We start from the raw sequence: 1,631 nt of genomic DNA, 5'->3' as shown, positions 1-1,631 counted from the left end.
CAGTTGATAAGCCGACGAATGATGAAAAAACATTATGCACAAGGCGTTATTTCGGAGCTTCAGAAATTAGGGTATCCATGTGAACAAGCGAAGGCTGCTTTCTTTCGCCACTATAGAGACATGAAGCGTACGTTTGGGCTTGAGCCAAATGTAAGCGAATTTGCTAAGTTGATCGATGAGTTTGAAAAAGCGATGAAGCGCAAATATAACCCGAATGATCCAAATTAAATTTTTGTGGGCCACTTTTGGGAAAGGGTTAGAAAATAAGTGAGTAAAGGCTGATATCGCTGCCCAAGAGCCGTTTGGTTAAGCGGCCAACTATAAACTGGACCTGTGGAAGAAGCTTACCGCGTATGCAAGACGGTGGCACTAGATCGACAAATATCTATGAAGAGCGATGATTAAACAGTCCATTGTGATCGGACGAACTGTTTAAAAGGCAAACTCCTAACTAAGGCTGTCTGTCCAAGAAACAGCACACAGTATTCGCTTAAATGTATTACCTGAGGAAAGGCATAGCATAAGTCATCTTAAACTCGTCTGAGATCGCTCCAAATGGTTGTGGTGCAAAGCTCTAATTCATGATAACTTAACTGATAATGAAGTCATGGGATGGAGCAATTTATTTTGAAAACGGAAATGGATTTATTTAATAAATTCAATATGAGTCGGCGATCATTTTATTAACGGTGAGGTGGTATTTTGAATAGAGTTTAAGCTATCGAAATATAGTAGAGATGATGGACGAGCGATGATTAAAGAAATCCCATACGATGAACTCAAAATACTGCATTGGGACCAAATGGGATTTTGGCTTTGCTATCGCAGGCTGCTGCGCGGTACGTTTGGGTGGCCTGCCGACGGCACAACTCCGCTGCATCTCACCTATCGGGAGCTACGATGGCTGCTCGATAGCTTATCGCTTACACAACAGAGGCGCATCCCCGCGTTTCGTCGGAAGTGGCGATTTAATGATAGCTTGCAGGAGAGGGCGCGTATCCTGTCGAATCTTTCTACTATTAGAATCAAACCGGAATCACTTACCATAGAATAGAATCAATCCAGCAGCAAAACGTCGAGCTTGAGCAACAGAATACAAAACAAGCACGTGAGCTTGCGAGCTGTCGGCAGGCTCTCATGGTACAAAGAACAGTTCCGTCTGGCGCAGCAGAAGCGTATTGGCACTTCATCGAGAAGACGCATCCAGATCAACTGGAGCTGAACCTATTTAATGAAGCCTAAGTTATCGCAGTGCCTTCGAGAGGAGTCGGGTCATATAAATGCCCTTGGGACAGGCATTTAAGACAGATATTGATGCCTACATGTGCTTTTACAATTACGAGAGATTACAGAGGAATTTAACAGCCTCAGTCCGATAGAATTTCGGACCCAGGTTGCATAGATGATTTTCTTTTTTCTACTGTTTACTTGACGGGGGGCAGTTCACTTTGATGCAGCCCTGGTTTATTTGTTATTTGGAATACAATACTCTGTATATGGATTTAGAAGAAGACATTCCGGAGAACTATCTCGTTCGAGTAGTAAACGCAACTGTTAATCGGTTTAGTGACCAGATTTCCAATTCGGTCTACCCTGGTGGTGGCCGAGATAGATGAACAGTGAATGATCCC

General features: G+C 43.3%; 2 protein-coding genes. Both read left to right on the top strand.

Going from position 1 to position 1,631, the window contains the following annotated elements:
• The coding region (locus OB236_RS17875) for a hypothetical protein (protein ID WP_262685233.1) at nucleotides 1–228 on the top strand (228 nt) is incomplete at its 5' end.
• 523 nt (nucleotides 229–751) lie between these two features.
• The gene (tnpB, locus tag OB236_RS40125) at nucleotides 752–1,054 is read left to right on the top strand and encodes an IS66 family insertion sequence element accessory protein TnpB (protein ID WP_408638490.1); all 303 of its coding nucleotides are present in this window, start codon (nucleotides 752–754) and stop codon (nucleotides 1,052–1,054) included.
• Nucleotides 1,055–1,631: the final 577 nt, after the last annotated feature.

The sequence above is a fragment of the Paenibacillus baimaensis genome, assembly GCF_025567575.1.
The sequence above is the reverse complement of the archived record's forward strand: the minus strand, read 5'-3'. Positions and strand labels throughout refer to the sequence as shown.